Annotated in this window: 24 protein-coding genes; 14 read left to right on the forward strand and 10 right to left on the reverse strand. The window is 69.3% G+C overall.

From position 1 onward, the window contains the following. Positions 1-76: 76 nt before the first annotated feature. Both COA17_RS01840 and COA17_RS01845 read left to right on the forward strand, forming a co-directional pair. Positions 77-454, forward strand: coding sequence for a winged helix-turn-helix transcriptional regulator (locus COA17_RS01840; RefSeq protein WP_066490368.1), 378 nt, complete (start codon positions 77-79; stop codon positions 452-454). 115 nt (positions 455-569) lie between these two features. Beyond that, entirely contained in the window at positions 570-848 is a 279-nt protein-coding gene (locus tag COA17_RS01845; RefSeq protein WP_141397002.1) for a hypothetical protein, read from the forward strand. Positions 849-875: 27 nt separating this feature from the next. On the opposite strand, the gene COA17_RS01850 is transcribed toward COA17_RS01845, so the two are convergent. Then, entirely contained in the window at positions 876-4,217 is a 3,342-nt protein-coding gene (locus COA17_RS01850) for an error-prone DNA polymerase (protein WP_096609825.1), read from the reverse strand. A 51-nt stretch (positions 4,218-4,268) separates the two neighbouring features. On the opposite strand from COA17_RS01850, the gene COA17_RS01855 reads away from it, so the two are divergent. Next, positions 4,269-4,550 (forward strand): type II toxin-antitoxin system Phd/YefM family antitoxin, encoded by a 282-nt coding sequence (locus tag COA17_RS01855; protein ID WP_176484760.1) that lies wholly within the window; start codon positions 4,269-4,271, stop codon positions 4,548-4,550. Next, the gene (locus COA17_RS01860) at positions 4,547-4,960 is read left to right on the forward strand and encodes a type II toxin-antitoxin system VapC family toxin (protein WP_096609827.1); all 414 of its coding nucleotides are present in this window, start codon (positions 4,547-4,549) and stop codon (positions 4,958-4,960) included. The genes COA17_RS01855 and COA17_RS01860 overlap by 4 nt, the downstream gene beginning before the upstream one ends. 71 nt (positions 4,961-5,031) lie before the next feature. Here COA17_RS01860 and COA17_RS01865 read toward each other — a convergent pair whose 3' ends face one another. Next, positions 5,032-7,317 carry a Y-family DNA polymerase gene (locus COA17_RS01865; RefSeq protein ID WP_245857350.1) on the reverse strand — a complete coding sequence of 762 codons (2,286 nt, stop codon included), beginning with the start codon at positions 7,315-7,317 and terminating at the stop codon, positions 5,032-5,034. Then, positions 7,232-7,981, reverse strand: coding sequence for an ImuA family protein (locus COA17_RS01870; RefSeq protein ID WP_231738939.1), 750 nt, complete (start codon positions 7,979-7,981; stop codon positions 7,232-7,234). The genes COA17_RS01865 and COA17_RS01870 overlap by 86 nt, the downstream gene beginning before the upstream one ends. A gap of 230 nt (positions 7,982-8,211) precedes the next feature. Here COA17_RS01870 and COA17_RS01875 point away from each other — a divergent pair, with 230 nt between their 5' ends. From COA17_RS01875 to COA17_RS01890, 4 genes are all read left to right on the forward strand, one after another. Then, positions 8,212-9,492: a 3-methyl-2-oxobutanoate dehydrogenase (2-methylpropanoyl-transferring) subunit alpha gene (locus tag COA17_RS01875; protein ID WP_231738941.1), complete on the forward strand. Its 1,281-nt coding sequence runs from the start codon at positions 8,212-8,214 to the stop codon at positions 9,490-9,492. Between the two features lie 142 nt (positions 9,493-9,634). Then, entirely contained in the window at positions 9,635-10,639 is a 1,005-nt protein-coding gene (locus COA17_RS01880) for an alpha-ketoacid dehydrogenase subunit beta (RefSeq protein ID WP_066490382.1), read from the forward strand. Between the two features lie 5 nt (positions 10,640-10,644). Further along, the gene (locus tag COA17_RS01885; protein ID WP_096609829.1) at positions 10,645-11,970 is read left to right on the forward strand and encodes a dihydrolipoamide acetyltransferase family protein; all 1,326 of its coding nucleotides are present in this window, start codon (positions 10,645-10,647) and stop codon (positions 11,968-11,970) included. Between the two features lie 21 nt (positions 11,971-11,991). After that, entirely contained in the window at positions 11,992-12,816 is an 825-nt protein-coding gene (locus COA17_RS01890; RefSeq protein WP_096609831.1) for a protein phosphatase 2C domain-containing protein, read from the forward strand. Positions 12,817-12,826: 10 nt separating this feature from the next. Here COA17_RS01890 and COA17_RS18705 read toward each other — a convergent pair whose 3' ends face one another. The 4 genes from COA17_RS18705 to COA17_RS01905 form a co-directional block, all read right to left on the reverse strand. After that, positions 12,827-12,970: a lmo0937 family membrane protein gene (locus COA17_RS18705; protein WP_141396487.1), complete on the reverse strand. Its 144-nt coding sequence runs from the start codon at positions 12,968-12,970 to the stop codon at positions 12,827-12,829. A 124-nt stretch (positions 12,971-13,094) separates the two neighbouring features. Further along, positions 13,095-13,304, reverse strand: coding sequence for a hypothetical protein (locus tag COA17_RS01895; RefSeq protein WP_141397003.1), 210 nt, complete (start codon positions 13,302-13,304; stop codon positions 13,095-13,097). Positions 13,305-13,407: 103 nt separating this feature from the next. After that, on the reverse strand, positions 13,408-14,148 hold the full coding sequence (locus tag COA17_RS01900) for a phosphocholine cytidylyltransferase family protein (protein WP_096609835.1): 741 nt from the start codon (positions 14,146-14,148) through the stop codon (positions 13,408-13,410). Positions 14,149-14,154: 6 nt separating this feature from the next. After that, a complete protein-coding gene (locus COA17_RS01905) occupies positions 14,155-15,261 on the reverse strand; it encodes an inositol-3-phosphate synthase (protein WP_096609837.1) in 1,107 nt (368 codons plus the stop codon). Positions 15,262-15,390: 129 nt separating this feature from the next. Between COA17_RS01905 and COA17_RS01910 the strand changes: the two genes are divergently transcribed. The 3 genes from COA17_RS01910 to COA17_RS01920 are packed head-to-tail and all read left to right on the forward strand — an operon-like array spanning position 15,391 to position 17,317. Continuing rightward, positions 15,391-16,260, forward strand: coding sequence for a CDP-alcohol phosphatidyltransferase family protein (locus tag COA17_RS01910; RefSeq protein ID WP_176484761.1), 870 nt, complete (start codon positions 15,391-15,393; stop codon positions 16,258-16,260). A gap of 2 nt (positions 16,261-16,262) precedes the next feature. Then, entirely contained in the window at positions 16,263-16,715 is a 453-nt protein-coding gene (locus tag COA17_RS01915) for a MaoC family dehydratase (protein ID WP_096609839.1), read from the forward strand. Between the two features lie 59 nt (positions 16,716-16,774). After that, positions 16,775-17,317 carry a superoxide dismutase family protein gene (locus COA17_RS01920; RefSeq protein ID WP_096609841.1) on the forward strand — a complete coding sequence of 181 codons (543 nt, stop codon included), beginning with the start codon at positions 16,775-16,777 and terminating at the stop codon, positions 17,315-17,317. A gap of 4 nt (positions 17,318-17,321) precedes the next feature. Here COA17_RS01920 and COA17_RS01925 read toward each other — a convergent pair whose 3' ends face one another. Then, the gene (locus tag COA17_RS01925; RefSeq protein ID WP_245857351.1) at positions 17,322-18,872 is read right to left on the reverse strand and encodes a spinster family MFS transporter; all 1,551 of its coding nucleotides are present in this window, start codon (positions 18,870-18,872) and stop codon (positions 17,322-17,324) included. Positions 18,873-18,939: 67 nt separating this feature from the next. Continuing rightward, the gene (locus COA17_RS01930) at positions 18,940-19,743 is read right to left on the reverse strand and encodes a hypothetical protein (protein WP_141397005.1); all 804 of its coding nucleotides are present in this window, start codon (positions 19,741-19,743) and stop codon (positions 18,940-18,942) included. Positions 19,744-19,884: 141 nt separating this feature from the next. Between COA17_RS01930 and COA17_RS01935 the strand changes: the two genes are divergently transcribed. Next, a complete protein-coding gene (locus tag COA17_RS01935) occupies positions 19,885-20,034 on the forward strand; it encodes a DUF2256 domain-containing protein (RefSeq protein ID WP_096609847.1) in 150 nt (49 codons plus the stop codon). A gap of 186 nt (positions 20,035-20,220) precedes the next feature. Here COA17_RS01935 and thpR read toward each other — a convergent pair whose 3' ends face one another. Beyond that, the gene (thpR, locus tag COA17_RS01940) at positions 20,221-20,763 is read right to left on the reverse strand and encodes an RNA 2',3'-cyclic phosphodiesterase (RefSeq protein WP_070321569.1); all 543 of its coding nucleotides are present in this window, start codon (positions 20,761-20,763) and stop codon (positions 20,221-20,223) included. Positions 20,764-20,874: 111 nt separating this feature from the next. Here thpR and COA17_RS01945 point away from each other — a divergent pair, with 111 nt between their 5' ends. Beyond that, a complete protein-coding gene (locus COA17_RS01945; RefSeq protein ID WP_066490681.1) occupies positions 20,875-21,615 on the forward strand; it encodes a Bax inhibitor-1/YccA family protein in 741 nt (246 codons plus the stop codon). Positions 21,616-21,703: 88 nt separating this feature from the next. After that, complete coding sequence (locus COA17_RS01950; RefSeq protein ID WP_096609849.1) at positions 21,704-22,486, forward strand: transglutaminase-like domain-containing protein; 783 nt, start codon at positions 21,704-21,706, stop codon at positions 22,484-22,486. The last annotated feature ends 44 nt before the right edge of the window (positions 22,487-22,530 follow it).

Genomic DNA, 22,530 nt, shown 5'->3' on the forward strand with positions numbered 1-22,530 from the left:
CCTGATTGGCTATGGTGACCGGAGCATGCAAGAAGGCACCTTACCCGCATCTGGTCACCCCGGCGTAACCGAGCGTTTGCCCGAATGGACACGCGGCGATGTATTTGCGGCGCAATGCCCGACGCGCCAACTGCTGGACCGGGTAGGCGACAAATGGAGCGTGCTGGTTCTGATCCTGTTGGCCGACCGCGACTGCCGGTTTAACGAACTGAAGCGGCAGGTCGGCGGCATTTCGCAGAAGATGCTGAGCCAGACGCTGCGCGCGCTGGAACGCGACGGGCTGGTGCGCCGCGATGTTGCGCCGACCATGCCGGTGACGGTCAGCTATGCCCTGACCCCGCTGGGTGCCGACCTGATCGCGGCGCTGCGTCTGATGATCGACTGGGCCGAGACGCGGATGCCCGACGTGGTCGTGGCGCGGCGGCGGTATGACGAGCGGGCGACCGCCACATGAACGTTCACGATCCGACAAGATACGCAAGCGAATAAAGAACACCATATGAACATTTGGTGGTGGGGGTGTGCTTCTCCACAGTGATATCCTTGCGCCGTCAGCAGGGAGAATGATCGTGAAGAATGTTATCAGGCAGGTGACTGCGGCGGCGAAGACGTTGTGGAACGCGCCGTTGGTGCAGATGGCGGTGATCGCTTATGGTGCGTGGTCCACGTTCCGGCTGAGCTGGTGGATGGTCGGCGATGCTTTCGAACATGGCGACTTTGCTGGCTATCGCGCGACCATCGTTTATACCGCGCCGGTGCTGTTGAGCATCGCGCTGATCCGGGCGATCCTGCTCAAGCCGAAGGCGGAAGCGGTGCCCGGATTCTGGGGTTGGCTCGCGCGGTTGTGAGCCGTCAGGCGCGGCGCGGACTGGTCCTCAGTGGAAATCGTGGCTCTTGATCGGGATGACGTCTTCCGCCCGGTCGCGGAAGTGATAGTCGGAGCGGGGGGCGGGGCGCCATTGCTTGTCCTTGTAGCCCTTGTCCCCGCGATCGGGGGCGCCGGGATGCGTCGCGCCGTCGCCGCGCGCGACCAGGCGGGGGAGGTCGATCTCCCCCACCTCGCGCAGCATGCCCGTCAGGTCGGTGACGCGATCGACGATGACGTGGATCACCGCGCCTTCCTTCTGCACCTGCCCGCGCAAGGATACCATCGCGGCGGACATGACGGTGCGGCGCTGCGCCTCGAACCGGTCGGGCCACAGGATGCCGTTGGCGACGCCGGTTTCGTCCTCGATCGTGATGAACAGCACGCCCTTGGCCGAGCCGGGGCGCTGGCGGACGAGGATGATCCCGGCGACCTCCACCCATTTGCCGTCGTGCGCGGCCAGATCGGCGCAGCGCACCACGCATCGTGCCGCCAACTGTGCGCGCAGGAACGACAAGGGATGCGCGCGCAGCGACAATTGCGTGGCGCGGTAATCCTCCACCACCTCGCGCCCGCCGGTAAGCCGGGCGAGCGTGACCGGCTCCTCGCGCCGTTCGACCGCGGCGAGCAGCGGCAGCGGCGTCTCGCCAAGCCCGCGGATCGCCCATAAAGCCTGCCGCCGGTCCAGCCCCAGCGCATGGAAGGCATCGGCGCGCGCCAGCTTTTCCAGTGTGGCGAGCGGCACGCCGGATCGGCGCCAGATATCCTCCACCGAGGTGAAGCGCGTCTGCGCCCGCGCGGTCAGGATTCGCCCCGCGTCCGCGCCCGACAGGCCGGTGACGATGCGTAGCCCCAGCCGCAGATCGCACCGCGCGCCGTCGGTTCGCGGCGGCGTGCTGCAGCTACCCTGGTCCCGGTGAGACGTTTTCCCCTCACCCAAACCCTCTCCCCGGCGGGGAGAGGGCTCAAGCAGCGACGTGTCCCATTCGCTTTCCAGCACGCACACCGGATGGATCACGACGCCGTGCTCGCGCGCGTCGCGCACGATCTGCGCCGGGGCGTAGAAGCCCATCGGCTGCGCATTGAGCAGCGCGGCGCAGAAGACGTCGGGATGATGGCATTTCATCCATGACGAGGCATAGGCGATCTTCGCGAAGCTGGCGGCGTGGCTTTCGGGAAAGCCGTAGCTGCCGAACCCCTCGATCTGCTGGACCAGCCGCTCGGCGAACGCCTCCGATATCCCGTTGGCGCGCATTCCGGCGATCAGCCGCTCGCGGAAATGCGCGACCCCGCCGGTCAGCTTGAACGTCGCCATCGCACGGCGCAACTGGTCCGCCTCGCCCGGAGTGAAGCCCGCGCCCAGCACCGCGACCTGCATCGCCTGTTCCTGGAACAGCGGCACGCCCAGGGTCTTTTGCAGGACCGTGCGCAGCTTCTCGCTGGGATATTCCACCGCCTCCTTGCCCTCACGCCGCTTCAGATAGGGGTGGACCATGTTGCCCTGGATCGGGCCGGGCCGCACGATCGCGACCTGGATCGCGATGTCGTAGAATTCGCGCGGCTTCATCCGCGGCAACATGCTCATCTGCGCGCGGCTTTCGATCTGGAACACGCCCAACGTGTCGGCGCGCTGCATCATCGCATAGGTGGCCGGATCGTCCTCCTGCATCACCGGGCTGGCCATCGTCATGCGGATGCTCTTGTGCGCCTCCAGCAGGTCGAAGGCGCGGCGCATGCAGCCCAGCATCCCCAGGCCGAGGATATCGACCTTCATGAAGCCCAGCTGCTCGATATCGTCCTTTTCCCATTCGATGACGTGGCGATCGACCATCGCGGCGGGTTCGATCGGCACCAGATCGTGGAGCGGTGCGCGGGTCAGCACGAAGCCGCCGGGATGCTGCGACAGATGACGCGGGGTGCCGATCAGCTCGCGCGCCAGTTCGAGCGCGAGCGCAAGCCGCGGTTCGCCCGCGTCGAGGTTGAGCGCGGCGACATGCTCGGTCGGCACGCCCTCGTTCGACCAGCCCCATACCTGGCTGGCGAGCGCGCCGGTCATGTCCTCCGGCAGGCCCAGCGCCTTGCCCACCTCGCGGATCGCGCCGCGGGTGCGGAACCGGCTGACCACCGCGGTCAGTGCGGCATGATCGCGGCCGTAATGGTCGTAGATGAACTGGATCACCTCCTCGCGCCGTTCGTGTTCGAAATCGACGTCGATGTCGGGCGGCTCGCGGCGTTCCTCCGACACGAAGCGTTCGAACAGCAGCTGGTGCTTGACCGGGTCGATCGAGGTGATGCCCAGCGCGAAGCAGATCACCGAATTGGCCGCCGATCCGCGCCCCTGGCACAATATCTCCTGGCTGCGCGCGAACTGCACGATCGAATTCACGGTCAGGAAGTAGGGGGCATAGTCCATCCTCGCGACCAGCCCCAATTCGTGGTTCAGCAGGTCGACATAGGCGCGCGGCGGGTGCGCGCCGAACCGCTGGCGCAGGCCGTTCCATGCCAGCGTCGCCAGCGCGTCCTGTGCGGTCTTGCCGGGGATCACCTCCTCATCCGGGTAATGATAGGTCAGGTCGCGCAGCGAGAAGGTGCAGCGCTCGACGATCGCCTCCACCGCCGCCAGCGCATCGGGATGGTGGCGGAACAGCCGCGCCATGTCGGCGGGCGGTTTCAGATGGCGGTCGGCGTGGCGCTCGCGGCGCAGGCCCAGATCGTCGATCGTGCATTTCTCGCGGATCGCGGTGACGACGTCCTGCAACCGCCGCCGGTCGGGATGGTGGTAGAGCACCTCGCCGGTGGCGAGCGGGGAAAGGCCGTGCGCGCGGGCCGCCAGCGCCGCTTCGTGTAGGCGCAGCGCCTCGCCCGGGCGGCGGCGGTGCGTCAGGCAGACGTGCCCGCGATCGGGGAACAGCTCCGCCATCCAGCGCAGCGCGCGTGCGTCATCCTCCCCCGGCACCAGCGCGGCGACCATGCCGTCGGCATGCGCCGCGACATCGTCCCAGTGGAGGAAGCAGCGGCCCTTTTCGCCGTGCTGCGCATCGGCGCGGTTCTTGCCGAGCGACAGGAGGCGCGTCAGCCGGCTCCACGCCGCGGCATCCTGCGGCCAGACCAGCAGCGACGTGCCGTCGACCAGATCGAGCCGGCAGCCGGGCAGCGCGCGCACGGCGGCGCCGTCCTTCGCCACCTGTTCGCTGGCGTAGAGCGCGCGCACCACGCCGGCGACCGAATTGCGATCGACGATCCCCAGCGCGGGCATCCCCATTAGTGCGGCGGTGGCGAACAGCTCCTCGCACGATGAAGCGCCGCGCAGGAAGGAATAATGGGTGGTGACCTGCAGCTCGCTGTACGTCACTGGCGTATCCGACGCGAAATGACTATATCAAATGGTCGGTTGGAGGTGGGCATGGGCAAGATCGTCGGCATCACCGAGTTCAAGGCGAAGTGCATCGCGCTGCTCAACGAAATGGAGCGCAGCGGCGAACCGCTGACGATTACGCGGCGCGGCAAGCCGTCGCTGACGCTGACGGCTAAGGGGGAAGGACGGGTCGGACAGCAGCCGCCCCGCGCGTCGGCGTTCGGGATGTTGCGCCATCCGCAATATCGCTTCGACGATCCCTTAAGCCCGGCGGTGGCGCCGGAGGAATGGGACGCGAACAATCCGGACGAACTGTATCGCGCGCGATGATCGTCATCGACACCCACGCGCTGGTGTGGCTGGTTCAGGGTGATCCACGGCTCGGCGCGACGGCGAGGGAGATCATCGAGGAATCGCGGAGCGTCGATGGCGTCTACATCCCGGCCATCGTCCCATGGGAAATCGCGATGCTGGTCGACAAGGATCGCGTGTCGCTGGGGTTGGCGGTCGATGCCTGGTTCGGACACATCCTGGCAAGTCCCGGCTTCCGACTGGCGCCACTGGAACTCGCGACGGCGATCGATGCCGGTCTTCTGCCGGGAAGCATCCATGGCGACCCGGGCGACCGGATCGTGATCGCCACGGCACGCGGCCTGCACCTGCCAGTGCTGACCGCGGACGAAAAGATCCTCGCCTATGCCGCCGCCGGGCACGTCGGCGCGATCGACGCGCGCGCCTAGCGGCGATCGGCACCGTTCCCGCATCCACCGGCCCACAGGCGCGCAAGCCGCTGCGGACGCCTTGTCGCCGCCTAGCCGAAGGTGCCGTGCATGTACCATGACAGGTCGCCCGTTTCGATGCGTTCGGCGTCGCCGCGGCGGAACAGCCAGAAGCGGCGGCCATCCTCGTCCTCCACCTGATAATAGTCGCGCACCGCATCGCGTTCGGCGGCGCGGCGCCACCATTCGCCGGCGATCCGTTCCGGCCCGTCGCCGCGCACGATGCGGTGCGTCATGCCGCGCCAGGTGAAGCGGCGCGGCGGCTGGTCGGGCAGGCCGGCGATGACATTGTCGACCGGTTCGGGCCGGCGCAGCAGCCGCGCGGGGCGCGGCCAGCGCGGGTGCCACGGATGGTCGCGCCCGCGCCGGTCGAGCCGGCGCACGTCGTCGCGGGCGGGCGCCGCGGCGGCGGGCGCCGGCGGATCGAGCGGCGCGGCGGTGGCCACCGACCGTTCGGGCACGTCGCTTTCCACCGCGCGCGCACGCCACAGCCGGCGCGCGCCGATGCGGTTGACGATCGCATCGACCAGCGGCGCCAGATCGGGGCGCTCGCCCGCCGCCAGATCGTCGTCGAACGCCTGCGCGCCCAGTGGATCGGCGCGCTGTACGTGGAGCGCCAGCGTCTCGATCCCGAAACCGGGGTCGAGCCGGTCGATCCGCCGCACCAGCAGCCGCAGCAGGTGGTCGGGTGCGCGGGTGGGGCGCGCCAGCCCGACGCGGACCAGCTGCACCGCGGCATCGACGCGCGTTGCCGCCAGCACCACCGATCGCGCGCCCCGCCCGGCGCGCGCCAGTTCGTCGCACAGCCGCGCGACCAGCCGGGCGATCCAGTGCGCGATCGGCTCGGCGGTCAGCAGCGGCTCGGCGAAGCGTTGCTCCACGACGATCGCGGTCGGCGGTACGACCGGGGCGAGCGGTTCGGCGACTCGCCCGCTCGCCTGGTCGAGCCGGTCGGCCACCTGCCGCCCGAAGCGGCGCACCAGCGGCGCGCGGGGCAGCGCCGCCAGCTGCCCGACCGTGTCCACCCCCAGCCGGCGCAGCAGTTCGAGCGCATGATCCTCCACGCGCAGCGCGGCGGCGGGCAGCGGCGCGATCGCGGCGATCGTTTCGCCGGGCGGCAGGACCGTCACTCCGCCAGCGCCGGGCCGCGCATGATGCGCGCAGGCCCAGGCCGCGCCGGTCGTGTCGGCGATCGCGAGCCGCGCGGTGATCCCCAGCCGCGCCAGCAGCCGCACGATCCGCCGCGCCATCCGCGCTTCCCCGCCATGCAGATGCGCGACGCCGGTCACGTCCAGGAACAGCGATTGCGCATCCGCGATCGCCACCACCGGGGTCCAGCGTTGCGCCAGCGCCACCGCCAGCCGGTGGAGGTCGCGCGCGTCGCCATCGGGATCGGCATCGCGCACCACCACGTCAGGCGTCGCGGCGCGCACCTGCGTCAGCGCCATGCCCGGCGCGATCCCCAGCGCGCGCGCGGCGGGGGAGGCGGCGGTGATCTCCACCCGGCTGCCGATCTTGTGCACGGTGACGAGCGGCGCGGCGCCATCGCCGGCCGCGGGCGGCGCGCTGCGGGGATCGGGCGGGCAGACGCGCGCGACCGTGTCCGCGGTGCTGCGTCCGGTGTCGAAGAAGGCGGCGACATCCTTCACCGTCGCGCCGGCGTCGTTGGAGCCGGGACGGCGCTCCTTCGCGGCGAGTTTGTCGGGATGGGGGCCGTCGCCGGGGTAGCGGATCGCGGGCATCGTGCGCCAGGTGGCGAGGGGAACGGGCGCGCCCGCTCCTTTCGTCACCCCAGCGGAGGCTGGGGGTCCTGCGTGGCGTCGGCAGTCCTCTTGCCGCGAGGGATCCCGGCCTTCGCCGGGATGACGGTGCGAAGGCAGCGGATCGGGGCAGGGCGCGCGCATTCCTGCGTCCGTCCTGCGCACCGGCACCCCGGCGGGTTCCGGCCAGCCGCTCGCCTTGCCGCCGTCATCGCCGGGCAGCCTTTTGTACGGATGGTCGGCCGCCTCGCTGCGGCGCCCCATCTCGCGCATCGGCGGGCGCTGGTGCGCGGGCAGCGCGGCGATGCGGCGGGCGACGTCGGCGCGGGTGTCGCCGCCCCATACGCCGCTTTCCTCCCGCGCCCATTTCGCGCCGGGGCGCCAGCCGCTGTTGCGCGGCGCATCGCACTGCTTGCCGCCCTGTTCGGCATCGCTCGCCGCCTTGAGCGCGGCAAGATCGAGCGCCACGCGCTCAGGCGGCGGCGCGAGCGCCGGCTCCGCCCGCCGCAGCCGGTCGATCGACCAGTCGGGCAGGTAGAGCGATGCGACCCGTTTCATCGCATGCCTCCACAAGCAGTTGGAAAGATTCGCCGCCGCGCTGCCGCGCCAGCGCGACGTCCCAACGCGCGCGCCCGATTCCCGCGACCGGCAGCGGCGCTGAGGGAGCCGAGGCGATGCGCCAGCGCGTGACCGCGGCGGACGGGACAGCGAAGGGGTCGGCATCCTCACGCGCGTGCCGCTTCAGCAGCAGTGCGATCGTCCGCCCACCCTCGGCCGCCAGTTGCAGCCGGCGGGTCGAGGCCATCGCGGCGCGGCGCGTCTCCCCGATTACCGCGCCCAGCGCACGGTGGCGCAATCCTTCCTCCATCAGCGCCAGCACCTCGGCATCGTCGGCCGCCTCGGCATAGAGGACGCGCTCCGGCGACAGGCCGGACTGGTAGAGGCCGGGCGCGAACAGGTCGCGGCGGCGCACCACCCACAGCACCGGCCCCCACGCGCGCGCCGCGATCCCGGCCAGGAACAGCGTGGCGGAGGCATCGTCGCCCAGCGCCGGGGTGGCGGCGGCGACCTCGTGCAGCGCATCCAGCCGCAGCCCGCCGTCCGTCAGCCGCGAATCGATCGCCTCGGCACCGAAGGGCAGCACCGCACGGCGGCGATGGCCGTCGCCTTCGATGGCGCGGAGCGTGGCGCGCAGCGATTCGAGGACGCTCGGACAGGTCACGGGTGGCACGACTCCCAGGAAGGACAATAGTTCCTATTTTGTTCTCATGATGCGAGTCGAGTCAATCCATTGCCGCCACGATGTTTTCGGACCCGTGGGATGCGTTCCCGGCATTTTCCTGTCGCACAAAGACGCCCCGACCCTCTTTCGCTTCGCTTGAAATATAATTACAAGCGAATGATACTAGTGGTCGCGCACCCGTCGGGGTGGCGATGCCCGAGGAGAGTGACGTGGTTGACGCGCTGAGCAACCTGAAGCCGCTGTCGCTGCACGTGCCGGAGCCGAAATTCCGGCCCGGCGATGCGGTGGACTTCGCCGATGTCGAGGTGCCCGCCGCCGGATCGGTGCGCCGCCCCGACACCCTGGCGCCGGCGCAGGACTTCACCGACCTGGCTTATACGATGGTGCGCGTGCTGGACGAGGACGGGCAGGCGGTCGGCCCGTGGAACCCGCAACTGTCCCCCGACCGCCTGCGCCGGATGCTGCGCGACATGGCGATGGTGCGCGCCTTCGACGAACGCATGTTCCGCGCGCAGCGGCAGGGCAAGACCAGCTTCTACATGAAGTCGCTGGGCGAGGAGGCGGTGGCGATCGCCGCCGCGCATGCGCTGGACGACGAGGACATGTGCTTCCCGTCCTACCGCCAGCAGGGGTTGCTGATCGCGCGCGGCTGCCCGCTGGTCGACATGATGAACCAGATCTATTCGAACACTGGCGACAAGCTGCAGGGCAAGCAGTTGCCGATCATGTATTCGGAAAAGCGCTTCGGCTTCTTCTCGATCTCCGGCAACCTGACGACGCAATATCCGCAGGCGGTCGGCTGGGCGATGGCATCGGCGTCGAAGGGCGACACGCGGATCGCCGCGACCTGGTGCGGGGAGGGTTCGACTGCGGAGGGCGACTTCCACTCCGCGCTGACCTTCGCCACGGTCTATCGCGCGCCGGTGATCTTCAACGTCGTCAACAATCAATGGGCGATCAGCAGCTTCTCGGGCTTCGCGGGGGCGGAGGCGACGACCTTCGCCGCGCGCGCGATCGGTTACGGGATCGCCGGGCTGCGCGTGGACGGCAATGACGCGCTGGCGGTCTATGCCGCGACCGCCTGGGCCGCGGAGCGCGCGCGCACCAACGCCGGGCCGACACTGATCGAACATTTCACCTATCGCGCGGAAGGCCATTCGACGTCGGACGACCCGACGCAATATCGCTCCGCGGGCGAGCCGACCGCCTGGCCGCTGGGCGACCCGATCCGGCGGCTGAAGGATCATCTGATCGCGCTCGGCGAATGGGACGAGGACCGTCAGGCGGCGATGGACCGCGAGGTCGCGGAGGCGGTGAAGACCGCGCAGAAGGAGGCCGAGAAGAACGGCATCCTGGGCCACGGCCTGCACCAGCCGCTCGACACGCTGTTCGACGGCGTGTTCGAGGAGATGCCCTGGCATTTGCGCGAACAGCGCCAGCAGATGATCGACGAGGAAACCGCGAGCGGGCGGCCATGGGCGCGCAAGTGACAATGGCATCCGTCACCCCGGCGAACGCCGGGGTCTCGCGCCGCAAGGGCGCGCTTCGTAACAGGGAGATCCCAGCGTTCGCTGGGATGACGTTGCTTTGACCGACACGATCGAACAGCCGGTGGACGATACCACCACCCGCATGAACATGATCCAGGCGATCAATTCCGCGATGGACGTCACGATGGCGCGCGATCCGGCGATCGTCGTCATGGGGGAGGACGTCGGCTATTTCGGCGGCGTCTTCCGCGCGACGGCGGGGCTGCAGAAGAAATACGGCAAGACCCGCGTCTTCGACACCCCGATCACCGAATGCGGAATCATCGGCGTGGCGGTCGGCATGGGCGCCTATGGCCTGCGCCCCGTCCCGGAAATCCAGTTCGCCGATTACATCTACCCTGCGCTGGACCAGCTGGTCAGCGAGGCGGCGCGGCTGCGCTATCGTTCGGGGGGCGAGTTCACCGCGCCGCTGACGGTGCGCTCGCCGTTCGGCGGCGGCATCTTCGGCGGGCAGACGCATTCGCAGTCGCCGGAGGGCATCTTCACCCATGTGTCGGGCGTGAAGACCGTCATCCCCTCCACCCCCTATGACGCCAAGGGGCTGCTGATCGCCGCGATCGAGGACAATGACCCGGTGATCTTCTTCGAGCCGAAGCGCATCTACAACGGTCCGTTCAACGGCCATTGGGACCGCCCGGCGGAGAACTGGTCGAAGCACCCCGGCGGCGCGGTGCCGGAGGGTTATTACACGATCCCGCTGGGCAAGGCGAACGTGGTCCGCGCGGGCGAGGCGGTGACGATGCTCGCTTACGGCACGATGGTGCATGTCTGCGCGCAGGTCGTCGCCGATACCGGCGTCGATGCCGAGATCGTCGACCTGCGCACGCTCGTCCCCCTCGACATCGAGACGATCGAGGCGAGCGTGAAGAAGACCGGCCGCTGCATGATCGTCCACGAGGCGACGCGCACCAGCGGCTTCGGGGCGGAGCTGGCGGCGTTGGTGCAGGAGCGCTGCTTCTACCACCTGGAAGCGCCGGTCGTGCGCGTCACCGGCTTCGACACGCCGTACCCGCACAGCCTGGAATGGGCCTATTTCCCCGGACCCGTGCGGATCGGCCAGGCGCTCAAGAAGATTCTGAAGGACTAAGGCAGATGGCGCGTTTCACCTTCAAGCTGCCCGACATCGGCGAGGGCATTTCCGAGGCGGAGATCGTGGCGTGGCACGTCAAGGTCGGCGACCGTGTCGAGGAGGACCAGAGCCTCGCCGACATGATGACCGACAAGGCGACGGTAGAGATGGAATCGCCGGTCGCGGGCGTGGTGGTCGAGATCGCGGGCGAGGTCGGCGACCAGGTGTCGATCGGCGCGCCGCTGGTGGTGATCGAGACCGAGGGCGAGGGCGAGGGGGCGGCCACCGAGCCGGACACGCTGGAAGCCGAAAACCCCGGTGTCGAGGAAGCGGCCGATAAACTCTCTCCCCCACGGGGAGAGAGTTTGGGTGAGGGGGCGGTGTCTGATGGAGAGGTCGGTCTCGGTGAGACCCCGGCCCCTCACCCCAACCCTCTCCCCGCAGGGGAGAGGGAGTCAGGCGCGCGCCAAACCCCCGTCCTCGCTTCCCCCGCGGTGCGTGCGCGCGCGACGGATCTGGGCGTCGACCTGTCGCAGGTGCGCATCGCCGAGGGCGATCGCATCCGCCATTCCGACCTCGACGCCTATCTGCGCTACAACGCCGGGCAGGGTTACCAGCGCCCCCATGCCAGCCACGCGCGCGCCGACGAGGAGGTGCGCGTCATCGGGATGCGCCGCCGTATCGCCGAGAATATGGCGGCGTCGAAGCGCAACATCCCGCACTTCACCTATGTCGACGAGATCGATGTCACCGAACTGGAGCTGGTGCGCGCGGACCTGAACGCCTACCGCGGGCCGCGGCCGAAGCTGACGATGCTGCCACTGCTGATCGTCGCCATCTGTCGCACCTTGCCCGATTTTCCGATGCTCAACGCGCGCTACGACGATGAGGCGGGCGTGGTGACGCGGTCGGGGCGGGTGCATCTGGGAATGGCGACGCAGACCGATGCGGGGCTGACCGTGCCCGTCATTCGCGACGCGCAGGACCGCAACGTCTGGCAGCTGGCGAGCGAGATCACGCGGCTGGCGGAGGCGGCGCGCGCCAGCAAGCTGAAGCCGGACGAGATGGGCGGGGGGACGATCACCGTCACCTCGCTGGGGCCGCTGGGCGGGATCGCGACCACTCCGGTCATCAACCGCCCCGAAGTGGCGATCATCGGGCCGAACAGGATCGTCGAGCGGCCGGTGTTCCGACCGAACGGGCAGGGGGGCGACGATATCGTGCGGGCGAAGCTGATGAACCTGTCGATCAGCTGCGATCATCGCGTGGTCGATGGCTGGGACGCGGCCAGTTACGTCCAGGCGCTGAAGAAGCTGCTGGAGACGCCGGTGCTGTTGTTCGCGGACTGATAGCGGTGCATGGGGGCGCCCATGCACCTAGACCTGATCCAGTCGCTCAGCCTGTGCGGGACGCCGGGCACGCCCAATGACGATCGCCTCGGCGCCAGCGCGCGCGCCGGATGGGTGATCGACGGCGCCACCGACCTGGGACCGCCGGGGTTGATGGGGGATCAGGGTGGGGCGGCGTGGCTGGCCGCGGCGGCCGATGCGGCGTTCGGTGCGGCGGGCGGGGCGACGCTGCGCGACACGTGCGGGGCGGTGTTCGCTGCGGTCGAGGAGCGATACGCGCGGGAGCGGCGGCGCGATCCGGTGGCGGCGTGGGAGCTGCCGAGCGCGGCGTTCGCGGCGGTGCAATTGACGGACGGGCGGCTGGAAGCGGCCTGGGCGGCGGACTGCGCGATCCTGTGGCGCGGCGTCGCGGGCACCACATGGGTGACGCCGACGCCCGACCGGGCGCGGGAAAGTGCGGATGCGGCGGCACTTGGGGACGGGGTGGGCGCCGCGAAAATGCGCGATCCCGCCGTACTGGAGGACCGCAGAATCGCGCGGTCGCGTGCAGGAAGGCGAGTGCTGGGTGTGGCGGCCGAAGCGTCCCTTTCGTCGATCAGCACCGCCGAAACGCGCGTTGCGGGCGGGGACGACGTGCTGTTGATGAGCGACGGGTTCGCGGCACTGGTCGATGCCTATGGTGCCTATGACGGCCCGGGACTGTTCGCGGCGGTCGCCGAGCGCGGGCTTGCGGCGCTGGCAGTCGAACTGCGCGCGATCGAGCGCGACGATGCCGCCTGCCGCCGCTTCCCCCGTTTCAAGGCGAGCGACGACGCCACGGCATTGTGGTTGCGGATCGCCGCCTAGAGGCCCGACCCTAGACCCGGCGGCCCGAGAACAGCTGAATCAGGCCGACGACCAGCGCGACGACCAGCAGGATATGGATCAGCCCGCCGGCGACATGGAAGCCGAAGCCCAGCAGCCAGAGCACCAGCAGAATCGCAACGATCGTCCACAACATGGCATCACTCCTGATCTTGTGATGCGGGCGAAACGATGCGCCGGGGCGGCGCGTTCCTGCGCTAGACATATTTCGACACAATCTGGATCAGGACGAGAGCGGCCGGGTCGTCCGCATCCCTCGGTCAAGGCTGCTTGCCCGTATCCCCGCCGCGTTCCGCCGCGAGCGCCATCGCGCGGGCCGATCCGGTCGCGGGCTTCACCTTCGTATCGTCGCGGCCGGCGGTGATGAACAGCACCGCGGCGATCAGCACCGCGATCAGGATCAGCGCGGGAAGTCCGGAATAGCTGCGCACGCTGCGCTGCGGGCGATCGTCCGACATGTCATGGGGCATGGGAAGCTCCTTTCGAGGATGAATCCCGCGTCCAATGACGAATGCCGCTCGGCCGTTCCCGTTGATATGGATTACATTTTGTGGCTGTCGGCGTGGCCGCCCGTCAGGCGGCGACGACGTAGCGGTCCGCCAGCGCCAGCGCGGCTTCCGCCTGGTCGAGCGCGCGCGGATCGTCGACGTCGAGCCACCAGTGATCGCCGGTGTCGATCACCCGCGCCTGGCCGGTGGCGGCCAGCGCCTCCACCCCGGCGGAGATCGACCCCGCCCCGCCGTCGGCGATCGAGGCGCGCAACGCATCGTGGAAGCGCGCATCGACCGCGAACACGCCGGTGTCGAAGGCATCGTAATCGGGCAAATGCTTGCCGATCGCGACGATCCGCGTCGGATCGGCGGGATCGGTGCGCACGCGCGTGACGTCGTCCAGATCGACCAGCGGATTGTCGAGCCGCCGGTCCACGCCCAGCACCAGCCCGGCGGCGGGCGCGCCAGCGACGGTGGCGATCAGCGCGGGGTCGACGAGATGGTCTGCCATCATCAGCAAATGACGGCGCGCGCCGATCGCACCGGCGCCGGTCAGTACCGAATGGCCGTTGGGCAGGTTCCAGTCGGCGGTACGCACGCAGGCGATCGGCAGCGCCAGCCGCGCGGCAGCGGTGGCCAGGAACGCCTCCACCGCATCGCCTTCATGTCCGGTCACGACGGTGAAGGCGGAGGCGCCGCCGTCATGCGCGGCGCGGATCACCCGTTCGATCAGCGGCACGCCGTTGACCGGGGTGAGCGGCTTCGACGGCGACACCGCGCGCAGCCGGCTGCCGAAGCCGGCCGCGACGATCAGTGCGTGCATCGACGCTTACTCGGCGGCGAGGCGCGCGTCGGCGTTGATGAATTCGTCGGTCAGCTGCGCCGCGACGTCATCGGTGACCTGCTGCGGCGGATGCTTGCAGAAATAGGCCGACGGGCCGTTGAGCGCACCGGACACGCCGCGCTCCATCCCCAGCTTCACGCAGCGGATCGCATCGACGACGCAGGCCGCGGAATTCGGGCTGTCTTCCACCGACAGGCGCAGTTCCAGGTTCATCGGCACGTCGCCGAACTGGTTGCCCTCCAGCCGCAGGAAGCACAGCTTGTTGTCGTGCAGCCACGGGATATAGTCCGACGGGCCGACGTGGATATTCTCGTCCGCCAGCCGCTCGGCGATCACCGCCTGCACCGCCTCCGTCTTCGATTCCTTCTTGCTCGACAGACGGTTGCGGTCGAGCATGTTCATGAAATCGGTGTTGCCGCCGGTGTTCAGCTGGTAGGTGTGATCGATCGTCACGCCGCGCTGGCCGAACAGGTTCGACAGCACGCGGTGGACGATCGTGGCGCCGACCTGCGCCTTGATATCGTCACCGACGATCGGCAGGCCGGCATCGGCGAACCGCTTTTCCCATTCCGGCTTCGACGCGATGAACACCGGCATGCAGTTGACGACGCCGACGCCCGCCTCGAGCGCGCATTCCATGTAGAATTCGGTCGCTTCCTGGCTGCCGACCGGCAGGAAATTGACCAGCACTTCCGCGCCCGACGCCTTCAGCTCGGCGATGATTTCCGCCTTGGATGCGTCGCGCGTGTCGTTCAGCTCGAACCCGCGATCGTTCGCGGCGGTCAGCATGTGCGGGGCGACGCCGTCCAGCTTCGCGCCCATCTTCACCACGGTGCCGGTCTTCGGCACGTCGGCGTGGAAGACCTTGGTGCAGTTCGGCTTGGCGAAGATCGCCTCGCCCAGATCTAGTCCGACCTTGCGCGAATCGACGTCGAAGGCGGCGACGAAATCGATATCGCCGACCTTGTACCCGCCGATATCCTCATGGATCAGGCCAGCGCCGGTATTGCTGCCGGCATAATGATACTTCCCCTGCACCAGGCTGCTGGCGCAATTGCCAACGCCGATGACCGCAACCTTGATCGTCGCCATGAAACCCCGCTCGCCGGCGATGCCGGCATTGATACAAATCCGTTGCTGCTAGGTGACAGATACGTGGCAGGTGTCAAGCGAAGCCGCCGCCTGATAGGGCGTTCGGCGACAAGATCATTGGGGGATACGTTGGACCGACCCGAACCGAGCAACGCGGGAAAACCCAAGGAGTTGCAGGGCTTTCTCAATCGCACGATCTACCATCCGCTGGCGCACCGGCTGGCGCGCGTGCTGGTGCCGACGCCGGTGACGCCCAATATGGTGTCGATTGCGGGGGCGGCGATCGTGATGGCGGCGGGTGTGCTGTACGCCGTCGTCGGCACGCCATGGGCGATCGCGCTGGGGTTCGTGCTGCACCTGTCGTGGCACGTCGTCGACGGTGCGGACGGGGCGCTGGCGCGGATGTCCGGGCGCGCGTCGGCATCGGGGGAGATCGTCGACGGGCTGTGTGACTATGCCGGCCATGCGGTACTGTACGTGTTGCTGGCGTTGCGGCTCGATGACCAGATCGGCGGCTGGGCCTGGATACTGGCGGTCGGCGCGGGGCTGAGCCGCGCGGTCCAGTCGGTGTTCGCGGAAAGCGCGCGGCGCACCTATCAATGGTGGGCCTATGGGGTGCCGTGGTTGCAGACCGCGAAGGCGACCGGCGACGGCATCGGCGTGCGGCTGTCGGCGATCTATCTGTGGGTGTGGAACCGGCTGTCCGGCCCGACGCAGGTGGTCAACACGCTGGTCGCCAGCGCGGAGGCCGATCCGGCCGAGCGCCGGCGGATCGCGGAAATCGCGCGCACCGCCGGGCGATCGACCTTGCCGGTGGTGGCGATCATCGGCGCGAACCCGCGCACGATCCTGCTGGGGCTGAGCATGATCGCGGGATCGCCGCTGTGGTTCTTTCTGATCGAGCTGGTGGCGCTGAACCTTGTGCTGGCGTTTGCGATCATGCAGGCGGCGGCCAGCGGGCGGCGGATCGCGCGGCTGATCGCGGCAGGAGGGGACTGACGATGGCCGGGTTGTGGTTCGAGGAATTCACGGTCGGGCGCCGCTTCGTCCATGAGATCCGCCGGACGGTGACCGATGCGGACAACGTGCTGTTCAGCGCGCTGACCTACAATCCCGCGGCGATCCACATCGACCATCATTATGCCGCGACGACCGAATTCGGGCGGCCGCTGATGAATTCGCTGTTCACCCTGGGGCTGGTGATCGGGCTGACGGTACAGGACACGACCTTCGGCACGACCGTCGCCAATCTGGGGATGAGCGAGACGACCTTTCCCAAGCCGGTGTTCGCGGGCGACACGATCCGAGCGGAGACGGAGGTAACCGCGCTGCGCCCGTCCGCGTCGCGCCCCGGACAGGGGGTGGTGACGTTCGCGCACGTCGGGCTGAACCAGCGCGACGAGATCGTGTGCCGCACGTTACGCGCCGCGCTGATAATGGCGCGGCCGGCTTGACCGGAACCCGGCCGCCGCGCCACGGGTTCGCCCCGGACGGATCAACAGGAGGGTCGGTGATGCTGCGGATGGTGATGACGGCGGGCGCGGGGCTGGCGGCGCTGGTGCTGGCGGGCTGCAACGACGAAGGCAAGATGGCGACGGGGACGCCGGTGGCGGGCGGGGCGAGCGCGACCGCGATGCTGGCGACCGCGACCGGCGCGCCGGTGGGCCGCGCGACCGCGACCGACGTGGCGGGCGGCGTGCGCTTCACGATCGACGCGACCGGGATGCCGCCGGGCACGCATGGCGCGCACGTCCATATGGTCGGCCGCTGCGACGCGCCCGACTTCGCCAGCGCGGGGGGGCACTGGAACCCGACCGGGATGAAGCATGGCGCGATGAACCCGCAGGGGCCGCATCAGGGCGATCTGCCCAACCTGGTGATCGCCAACGACGGGCGCGGGACGATCGCGGCGACGATCCCCGGCGCGACGCTGACGGCGCTGATGGACGCGGACGGCGCGGCGATGGTCATCCATGCCCAGCCCGACGACCTGAAGACCGACCCGAGCGGCAATTCGGGCGGGCGCATCGCCTGCGGCGTGTTCCAGCCGAGCTGAGCCGCTACACCGCCTCGCCGGCGGCGCGCGCGCGATCCTCGCGCGTGCGTTCGGCGGCGGGGACGGTGCGATAGGCGATCGCGCCCGCCGCCAGCGTGATCGGCACCGTCGCCAGCAGCGACAGCATGCCGGTCGACAGGCTGCCGGTCAGCGTCGACACGCGCCCGGCCAGATATGGCCCCAGCGCCAGCCCGAGCAGCGTCGTGCCGATGAAGAAGGTGGCGGTCGCCGTCCCGCGCATCCGCGGCAGCACCAGATCCTGCGTCGTCGCGGCCGCGGCGCCCAGCCCCCAGCTGGCGAAGAACTGCGCGCCGAACAGCCCGATATAGAGGACGACCGGGGTGGAGGCGGTAAACGCCGCGATCAGGAACGGCACCGGCAGCGTCGCGCCCAGCATCACCAGCACCAGCCGCCCGGCGGGGTTCGTGCGGCGCAGCCGGTCGGCGATGACCCCGCCCACCGTCACCCCCAGGAACCCCGACAGCGCGCCCAGCCCGCCCAGCAGCAGCCCCGCTTCCGCCGCCGACACGCCCAGATCGCGCATCGCATAGGGCGCGGCCCAGAAACCGGCGGCATAGCTCATGAAGGCGTTGAGGCCGTAGCCGACGACGGTGCACAGGAACGCGGGTGTGCCGATGATCAGCGCGAAGGTCGGCGGATCGCGGTGGCGCAGCGCGCTGGCCCAGGAAAAGACCGCATAGACGCCGATGCCGACCGCCAGCCATTGCGGCAGCGGCTCGCCCGCCGCGACCAGCCCCGCGACCGCGGCGGCAACCAGCGCCAGCGCCAGCGCATTCACTGCCAGCGCGCGCGTGCCGATCCGCGCCGCGCCGATCAGCGTCAGCGGCGGCAGGATCGTCACCAGTTCGTCGAAGAAAGCGCGGAACGGCGCGGGATGGCGCTCCGGCTCCGGCAGCCCTTCCACCGCGCCGCGGATCGGTTCGCGCAGGGTGGCGACGATCAGCGCCAGGACCAGCCCGGGGATGCCGACCGCCAGGAACGCGGCCTGCCACCCCGCCAGCCCCAGCGGCCCGCCATCGGGATAGGCGCGGTTCCAGTTCTGAACCACCAGGCCGCCGATGAACAGCGAACAGCCCCCGCCGACGTACAGCCCCGCCGAATAGATCGACAGCGCGGTGGCGCGCAGCTTCTTCGGGAAATAGTCGGAGATCAGCGAATAGGCGGAGGGGGAGGCGGTCGCCTCGCCCACGCCCACCCCGATCCGCGCGGCGGCCAGATGCGCGCCGGTGCTCGACAGGCCGGACAGCGCGGTCATCGTTGACCACAGCCCCAGCCCGACCGTCATCAGCCGTACCCGGTTCCAGCTGTCCGCCAGCCGCCCGAGCGGGATGCCGAACAGCGAATAGAAGACCCCGAAAGCGGTGCCGTAGAGGAAGCCGAGATCCTCGTCCTTCAGCCCCAGGTCGCGCTTGATGTCCTCGGCGAGGATCGAGATCACCTGCCGGTCGATGAAGTTGAGGATGTAGACGAGGAACAGGATCCCCAGCACGTACCAGGCGTAGCCGCTCGCGCGGGTCTCGCTCGTCGTCGTCATCCGCCTCTCCATCCGTTTTGCCGGGGAGGGTAACAGAGGCGGGGGGCTAGGGAAGGGGAAAAGCGTGTCAGCCCGGCGGGATAAGGCCCGCGCGCGCCGCGGGTCCTTCGGTTTCCGGTGCGGCGGCGGCCGGGGCAACGACGGCGGCGGGCGGGGGCGGGGCCGCGGGGGTCGGCGAGGGGCGCGGATCGACCAGTTTGACCAGCTCGTTGCGCCGCTGGTCCACCGACTGGTTCAGCAGCGCCTTCATTCCCAGGAAGCTGCACAGCCCGGCATAGCGCACCACCGCCGAGCGCGCGGTCATGTAATCGGCCGGAAACGCCTCGCGATACGTCTGCTGGCGGTAATCGTCCTGCGCGGCCAGCACCAGCGAGCGGATGCTTTCCAGTTCGGGCGAGACGACGAACGAATCCTCATAATTGCGCCAGGTGGAATCGAGACCGCCGGTCACCGCGCTGGTGCCGCTGACCACCGCCTTGGGCACCGAGGTGATGAGGCCGAGCACGCTGCCCACCGCGGTGCCGACGTCGTTGGTCAGCGCGCGGCCGAACTTGCGCCGCCGCATCGCGGCGTTGGTTTCGCGGAAGAAGCGGTCGCAATAGATGTCGGTCAGCGCGAAGCCGGCGGCGAGATAGCGTTTGATCTCCCCCGCATCGCGCGGCTCGCGAAAGGTCATGATCGGCCGGGACTTTCCGTCCGCATCGGTGCGGGTGCCGGTCTGTTCCAGCGATTCGGCCAGCACCTCAATCAGCGCATCTTCGGTCTGCGGCGAGGGGACCGGCCTCGCCGACAGATCGGTCGACAGCGCGGAACCCGATACGCAGCCCGTCAGCAGCATGGCGCCGGAGGCGGCCAGAAACGTCCCTCTCATCGTCGATCCCCCCGAATCGTTGCTGGCCCGAACCTAAACCCGGCGTGCGCGGGCGGGGGCGGGGATGGGTCCGCAACGGATAAATTCGTGCGTCCGTCGCGACGCGGGGATCGGCGCGCGCGGCGGGGCGTTCACCGCGCGATGGCGCACCGCAAGCCGCACCTGCCCGAAAAGACCTGCGCCAGCTGCCACCGGCCGTTTGCGTGGCGCAAGAAGTGGGCGCGCGACTGGGAGCAGGTGAAATATTGCTCCGATCGATGCCGTGGGGCGGGGAAGCGGCCGTCAATCTGACCGGGAGGGCGTGGGTTTCGCGACGCCTGTCCCGCGTCATCCGCACCTGTTCCGGGGTCCACCGTGCGGCAAAACCCACCAACCGCGACTATGCGGTGCGGTGGATGCCGGAACAGGTCCGGCATGCGGGGGCTGCCGGGGCCGTCCCGGAAAATCCGCGCGAAGGTGTGGCTGGTCGTTCCGCCCTCAGTCGAGCGGCCAGCGGGCGACCGGTTCGTAGCGCGCGCCGTCAGTGGACAGGTGGCTTTCGTACAGGATGAGGTGCGGCAGCGTGAACGTCGGGGTGGCCAGCCCGGCGTTCGCCGCCACCCAGCGTGCGATCGCGGCGGGATCGGCGGCGTGGCGGCCGAAGCGGGCGAGCGTGACATGCGGCAGATAGCGGCGCGGATCGGGTGCGACGCCGGCGCGGGCCAGCGCCTGATCGACCTTGCGGTGGAGCGCGGCGAGTGCCTCCCCCGGCACCACCCGCGCCCACAAGGTGTCGACGACTCCGCGCCGGTCGAACGTCCCCACGCCGTCGATCCGCACCACCGGGGTGGGCGCGGCGATGCCGGCGAGCGTGGCGGCGACATCCTCCGCCCGGTGCCGGTCGACGTCGCCGAGGAAGCGGACGGTCAGGTGCAATTGATCGTCATCCTGCCAGCGCGCACCGGGCAGCGCCGCCATCGCCGCGGCCAGCGCGGTGCGGATCGGGGGCGGCGGGCGCAGGGCGACGAACAGGCGGTGCATGAAATCTCTGTAACGAACGGTTGCTATCGGAGCCGTTTCTTGAAAATCAACGTTGCGCAGGCGATATTCAATGCATCCGGAACGATTGCCGGACGAAGGAGCAAGAAGACAATGGCCAACTGGTCCGATCCCCGGCCCTCCGCCGCCCCGTTTGGCGGAACCGCTTCGGGCACCCGCAGCGAGGCGTTCGACGCCGGGCTGCGGTCGTACATGCTGTCCGTCTACAATTACATGGCATCGGGCGTGCTGCTGACGGGTATCGTCGCGCTGCTGTTCGCCGTGTCCGGCGCCGCGGTGACGGTGTTCCAGACGCCGCTGCGCTGGGTCATCACGCTGGCGCCGCTGGCGTTCGTGTTTGCGATGAGCTTCGGCCAGGGGCGCTTTTCGTCCACCGGGCTGAAGGCGATGTTCTGGGGCTTCGCGGTGGCGATGGGTCTGTCGCTGTCGACGATCTTCCTCGTCTATTCGCCGATCGCGATCGCGCAGGCGTTCTTCGCCACGGCGGCGGGCTTCGGCGCGCTGAGCCTGTACGGCTACACGACCAAGCGTGACCTGTCGGCGTTCGGCACGTTCCTGATCGTCGGTCTGGTCGGCCTGATCGTCGCCAGCATCATCAACCTGTTCGTCCAGTCCGGCCCGCTAGGCCTGGTGATCTCGCTGGTCGGCGTGCTGCTGTTCGCGGGGCTGACCGCGTACGATACGCAGCGCACCAAGAGCCTGTATTTCCAGGTCGCCGGCTATGGCCCGGAGGCCGTCGGCAAGGCGGTGGTGATGTCGGCGCTCAGCCTGTACCTCGACTTCATCAACATGTTCCTGTTCATCCTGCGCCTGTTCGGCGGCAATCGCGACTGATCGTCACGCAGGAGCGTTACAGACCGGAGGCCCGGCGGGTTGACCGCCGGGCCTCCTTCTTTTTGCCGTCCGTCTGCGGAGTATCGCCATGCGCCTGTCGATCGAGGTCCACCTCGACTATCATTTCCCGCGGGCGGCCGACGTGCTGCTGCAGATCGAGGCGGCGGCCGAGCCGACGCAGCGGCTGGAGACGCAATCGCTGCTGATCCGCTCCGATCATCCGATCCGCGCGGTTCCGGGGGAGGAGGGGATCGGGCAACGCTGCTGGGCGCGCGGCGAGCAGCGGCTGGTCGCCGATTACACCGCCGTCGTCGCGATCGACCGCGCGCTGGCGTTCCTGCCGGCGCTGCCCGCCACCCCGGTGACCGCGCTGCCCGCGGCGACGATCCCCTATCTGCTGCCGAGCCGCTATTGCGCGTCGGACCGGTTCGAGCATTTCGTGCGGCGCACCTTCGCGGGCCTGTCGGGCGGGGTGCTGGCGCAGGCGATGGCCGATTGGGTGTACGACCACCTCGACTATGATCCGGCGGGCAGCGATCCGGGCGGCGGCGCGCTGGAAACCTTCGCCGAGCGGCGCGGGGTGTGCCGCGACTATGCGCATCTGCTGGTCACGCTGGCGCGCGCGGCGGAAATCCCCGCGCGCTGCGCCGCGGTCTATGCCCCCGGGGTCGATCCGCCAGACTTCCACGCGGTCGCCGAACTGTGGCTGGACGGGGCGTGGCATCTGGTCGACGCGACGCGGATGGCGCGCGGCGACGAGATGGCGCGGGTAGCGGTGGGCCGCGATGCGACCGACATCGCGTTCATGACCATTTTCGGCAGCGCGCAGATGAACCGGCAGGAAGTACGCGTCGCCCGGCTGACCGGCTGAGCGCAGGAACGCGGCTCCCCCCGGCACGTTGACGCGCCGTAACA

The organism is Sphingomonas ginsenosidimutans, assembly GCF_002374835.1.
Taxonomy (GTDB): domain Bacteria; phylum Pseudomonadota; class Alphaproteobacteria; order Sphingomonadales; family Sphingomonadaceae; genus Sphingomonas; species Sphingomonas ginsenosidimutans.

Excerpts from the sequence above, each read along its gene's own strand:
- COA17_RS01855 (WP_176484760.1), top strand. The coding sequence starts at position 4,269 with ATGGGCAAGATCGTCGGCATCACCGAGTTCAAGGCGAAGTGCATCGCG.
- COA17_RS01860 (WP_096609827.1), top strand. The coding sequence starts at position 4,547 with ATGATCGTCATCGACACCCACGCGCTGGTGTGGCTGGTTCAGGGTGAT.
- COA17_RS01865 (WP_245857350.1), bottom strand. The coding sequence starts at position 7,317 with ATGAAACGGGTCGCATCGCTCTACCTGCCCGACTGGTCGATCGACCGG.
- COA17_RS01880 (WP_066490382.1), top strand. The coding sequence starts at position 9,635 with ATGAACATGATCCAGGCGATCAATTCCGCGATGGACGTCACGATGGCG.
- COA17_RS01885 (WP_096609829.1), top strand. The coding sequence starts at position 10,645 with ATGGCGCGTTTCACCTTCAAGCTGCCCGACATCGGCGAGGGCATTTCC.
- COA17_RS01890 (WP_096609831.1), top strand. The coding sequence starts at position 11,992 with ATGCACCTAGACCTGATCCAGTCGCTCAGCCTGTGCGGGACGCCGGGC.
- COA17_RS18705 (WP_141396487.1), bottom strand. The coding sequence starts at position 12,970 with ATGTTGTGGACGATCGTTGCGATTCTGCTGGTGCTCTGGCTGCTGGGC.
- COA17_RS01895 (WP_141397003.1), bottom strand. The coding sequence starts at position 13,304 with ATGCCCCATGACATGTCGGACGATCGCCCGCAGCGCAGCGTGCGCAGC.
- COA17_RS01900 (WP_096609835.1), bottom strand. The coding sequence starts at position 14,148 with ATGCACGCACTGATCGTCGCGGCCGGCTTCGGCAGCCGGCTGCGCGCG.
- COA17_RS01905 (WP_096609837.1), bottom strand. The coding sequence starts at position 15,261 with ATGGCGACGATCAAGGTTGCGGTCATCGGCGTTGGCAATTGCGCCAGC.
- COA17_RS01915 (WP_096609839.1), top strand. The coding sequence starts at position 16,263 with ATGGCCGGGTTGTGGTTCGAGGAATTCACGGTCGGGCGCCGCTTCGTC.
- COA17_RS01920 (WP_096609841.1), top strand. The coding sequence starts at position 16,775 with ATGCTGCGGATGGTGATGACGGCGGGCGCGGGGCTGGCGGCGCTGGTG.
- COA17_RS01925 (WP_245857351.1), bottom strand. The coding sequence starts at position 18,872 with ATGACGACGACGAGCGAGACCCGCGCGAGCGGCTACGCCTGGTACGTG.
- COA17_RS01930 (WP_141397005.1), bottom strand. The coding sequence starts at position 19,743 with ATGAGAGGGACGTTTCTGGCCGCCTCCGGCGCCATGCTGCTGACGGGC.
- COA17_RS01935 (WP_096609847.1), top strand. The coding sequence starts at position 19,885 with ATGGCGCACCGCAAGCCGCACCTGCCCGAAAAGACCTGCGCCAGCTGC.
- thpR (WP_070321569.1), bottom strand. The coding sequence starts at position 20,763 with ATGCACCGCCTGTTCGTCGCCCTGCGCCCGCCGCCCCCGATCCGCACC.
- COA17_RS01945 (WP_066490681.1), top strand. The coding sequence starts at position 20,875 with ATGGCCAACTGGTCCGATCCCCGGCCCTCCGCCGCCCCGTTTGGCGGA.
- COA17_RS01950 (WP_096609849.1), top strand. The coding sequence starts at position 21,704 with ATGCGCCTGTCGATCGAGGTCCACCTCGACTATCATTTCCCGCGGGCG.